1 protein-coding gene is annotated in these 3,803 nt (G+C 74.3%); it reads left to right on the top strand.

All coding sequences use genetic code 11. From position 1 onward, the window contains the following. Positions 1-188 precede the first annotated feature (188 nt). On the top strand, positions 189-3,803 hold a 3,615-nt coding region (locus ABZV34_RS37610; protein ID WP_356287225.1), incomplete at its 3' end, for a type I polyketide synthase.

Here is a 3,803-nt window from a genome sequence, read left to right as displayed (position 1 = left end):
GCCCCCCCGGGCGCCCCCCCCCGCCGCTTCGCCGTGTCCGCGGCCACGTCCCCGGCCTGCGGTGATGATTTCCAAGCGTTTCCCCAGACAACCCGGCCAGGGCCACGGAAACGGTCCACCCCCGGGACATGCTGTCCAAGCCGCACGAGGCGCGACCCTTTCTCACCACAACAGCATGGGGGCAGTCCATGACAACTGAAGCGCGGCTTCGGGACTACCTCAAACGACTGACCGTCGATCTTCACGAGACCCGGCTCAAGCTCCGCCAGCTGGAGTCCAAGGACGACGAACCCGTCGCCATCGTCGGCATGAGCTGCCGTCTGCCCGGCGGTGTCCGGTCGCCCGAGGACTTCTGGGACCTGCTCGTGTCCGGCGTCGACGCGGTCACCGACTGGCCCGCCGACCGCGGCTGGGACCTCGCCACCGACGCCACCGGCGGCGCCCGCCGCCAGGGCGGCTTCGTCTTCGACGCCGACCGCTTCGACCCCGCCTTCTTCGGCATCTCACCCCGCGAAGCCCTCGCCATGGACCCCCAGCAGCGCCTGCTGCTGGAAGCGACCTGGGAGGCCTTCGAACGCGCGGGCATCGACCCCGCCGCCCTGCGCGGCAGCCGCTGCGGAGTCTTCGTCGGATGCAGCGACCAGGGCTACAGCAGCGGACTGCGGGAGGTCCCCGCCGACGTCCGCGGCCACCTGCTGACCGGCACCTCCATGTCCGTCGTCTCCGGCCGCGTCGCCTACACCCTCGGCCTCGAAGGCCCCGCGATCACCGTCGACACCGCCTGCTCCTCCTCCCTCGTCGCCCTCCACCTGGCCGCACAGTCCCTGCGCTCCGGCGAGTGCTCACTCGCCGCCGTCGGCGGCGTGACCGTCATGTCGAGCCCCGGCGCCTTCATCGAGTTCGGCCAGCAGGGCGGCCTCGCCTCCGACGGCCGCTGCAAGGCGTTCTCCGAGGACGCGGACGGCACCGGCTGGGCCGAGGGCGTCGGCGTCGTCGTCGTCGAGCGACTCTCGGACGCCCGCCGCAACGGCCACCAGATCCTCGCCGTCGTCCGCGGCTCCGCCGTCAACCAGGACGGCGCCTCCAACGGACTGACCGCCCCCAACGGCCCCTCCCAGCAGCGCGTCATCCTCGCCGCCCTCGCGGGCGCGGGCGTACCCGCCACCGAGATCGACACCGTCGAGGCCCACGGCACCGGCACCGCCCTCGGCGACCCCATCGAGGCCCAGGCCCTGCTCGCCACCTACGGCCAGGGCCGCGACGCCGACCGCCCCCTCTGGCTCGGCTCGGTGAAGTCCAACATCGGCCACACCCAGGCCGCCGCGGGCGTCGTCGGCGTCATCAAGACGGTCCTGGCGATCCGCCACGGCGTCCTCCCGCCCACCCTCCACGTCGACAACCCCTCCTCCCACGTCGACTGGAACGCCGGCAACGTCAGGCTCCTCGCCGAGTCCGTCGACTGGCCGCGGACCGACCGGCCCCGCCGCGGCGCCGTGTCCGCCTTCGGAGTCTCCGGAACCAACGCCCACGCCGTCATCGAGCAGGCCCCCGCCACCGAACCGGCCACCGAGGCTCCCGACCGCGCCGGCCTGCCCCTGCTGCCCTGGGTGCTCTCGGCCCGCGACGAACACACCCTGCGCGAACAGGCCGCACGCCTGCTCGCCCACGTCGAGGAGCACCCCGCACTCGACACCGCCGACATCGCCCACGCCCTGGTGACGACCCGGCCCGGCTTCGAACACCGGGCCGTGGTCCGCGCCACCGGACGCGCCGGACTCCTGCGCGGCCTCGCCGCCGTCGCCGCGGGCGAACCCTCCCCGGACGCCGTCACCGGCGACACCCTCACCGAGGGAACCACCGCGTTCCTCTTCGCCGGCCAGGGCACCCAGCGGCCGGGCATGGGCCGCGAACTCCACGAGACCTTCCCCGTCTACGCGGACGCCTTCGATGCCGTATGCGGCCATTTCGAAGGCCAGTTGGAGCGGCCGCTGCGCGAGGTCGTCCTCGGTGACGACGCCGCCCTCCTCGACCGCACCGAGTACGCGCAGCCCGCGCTGTTCGCCGTCGAGGTCGCCCTGTACCGCCTGGTCGAGTCCTGGGGCGTACGGCCCCACCACCTCCTGGGCCACTCCGTCGGTGAACTGGCCGCCGCCCACGTCGCGGGCGTCCTCACGCTGCCCGACGCGTGCCGGCTGGTCGCCGCCCGGGGCCGGCTCATGCAGGCCCTGCCGGAGGGCGGCGCCATGATCGCGCTGCAGGCCACCGAGGAGGAGGTCCTGCCCCTGCTGGCCGGCCGGGAGGACGAGATCGGTCTCGCCGCCCTCAACGGCCCCCGGTCCGTGGTCGTCGCCGGCGACGAACCCGCCGTACTCGCCGTGGCCGCGCACTTCGCGGGCGAGGGACGCAAGACCACCCGGCTGCGCGTCAGCCACGCCTTCCACTCGCCGCGCATGGAACCGATGCTGGCCGACTTCCGGGCCGTCGCCGAAAGCATCACCTACGGCGAGCCGCGCATCCCGGTCGTCTCCGACCTCACCGGCAGGCCCGCCGAGGCCGGGGAACTCACCTCGCCCGAGTACTGGGTGCGCCACGTCCGGCAGGCGGTCCGCTTCGCCGACGGGATCGCCTGGCTCGAACAGCACGGCGTCGAGCACTGCCTCGAACTCGGCCCCGACGCCACCCTCACCACCCTCGCCCAGGGCTGCTGGGAGACCCACGGCCACCTCACCGTGCCCGCGCTGCGCGAAGACCGCTCCGAACCGGCCACCCTCGTCGCCGCCCTGGGCGCCCTGTTCACCCGCGGCGTCCCCCTCGACTGGCAGGCCTGCCTGGACGCGGTCGCCCCCGGCGGCCGGCCCGTACCCCTGCCCACCTACGCCTTCCAGCACCGCACGTTCTGGCTCGACGTACCCACCGGATCCGGCGACCCGTCCGCGGCCGGACTCCTCGCCGCCGACCACCCGCTGCTGAGCGCCGTCGTCCCGCCCGCCGAGGGCGCCACCGTCGTCCTGACCGGACGCCTGTCGGCCCACGCGCAGCCCTGGCTCGCCGCCCACCGCGTCAACGGCTCCGTCGTCGTGCCGAGCACCGCCTTCCTCGAACTCGCCCTGCGCGCCGGTGCCCACACCGACTGCGGGCACGTACGCGAACTCGTCCTGGAATCCCCGCTCGTCCTGCCCGAGCACGGCCGCGTCCACCTCCAGGTCCGGGTCGAGGGACCCGACGCGCTGGGCTCCCGCGTCTTCGGCGTGTACGGCCGGCCCGAGAACCCGGACCACTCGAACAGCCTGGACGCGGACGGCCCCTGGACCCGGCACGCCGGCGGCCTGCTGAGCGCCCGGCACCCCGAACGCGCCACAGACGCGACGGAGTTCGACTTCACCGTCTGGCCGCCGAAGGACGCCGAACCCCTCGACACCGACGGCGTCTACGAACGGCTCGCCGCCGCCGGACTCGACTACGGGCCCGTCTTCCAGGGCCTGCGGGCCGCCTGGAGCCACGGCGAGGACGTGTACGCCGAAGTCGCCCTCCCCGAAGGCACCGCGCAGGAGGCCGGACGCTTCGACCTGCACCCCGCGCTCCTGGACGCCGCCCTGCACCCGCTGGGCCTGGGCACCTTCGACGGATTCGGCGACGGCCGCGTCCTGTTCTCCCTCGCCGACGCCTCACTCCAGGCCACCGGCGCCACCACCCTGCGCGTGCGCCTCTCCCGCAGCGGCCCCGACACCCTGACCCTGGAAGCCGCCGACGCGATCGGCGAACCCGTCCTCGCCATCGCCTCCCTGCTGATGCGGCCCGCCGGC

Origin of the sequence: Streptomyces sp. NPDC005195, assembly GCF_040608315.1 — a bacterium.
GTDB lineage: Bacteria > Actinomycetota > Actinomycetes > Streptomycetales > Streptomycetaceae > Streptomyces > Streptomyces kaempferi.
Note: the sequence above shows the minus strand (reverse complement) of the source record. Positions and strands in the feature narration are given on the sequence as shown.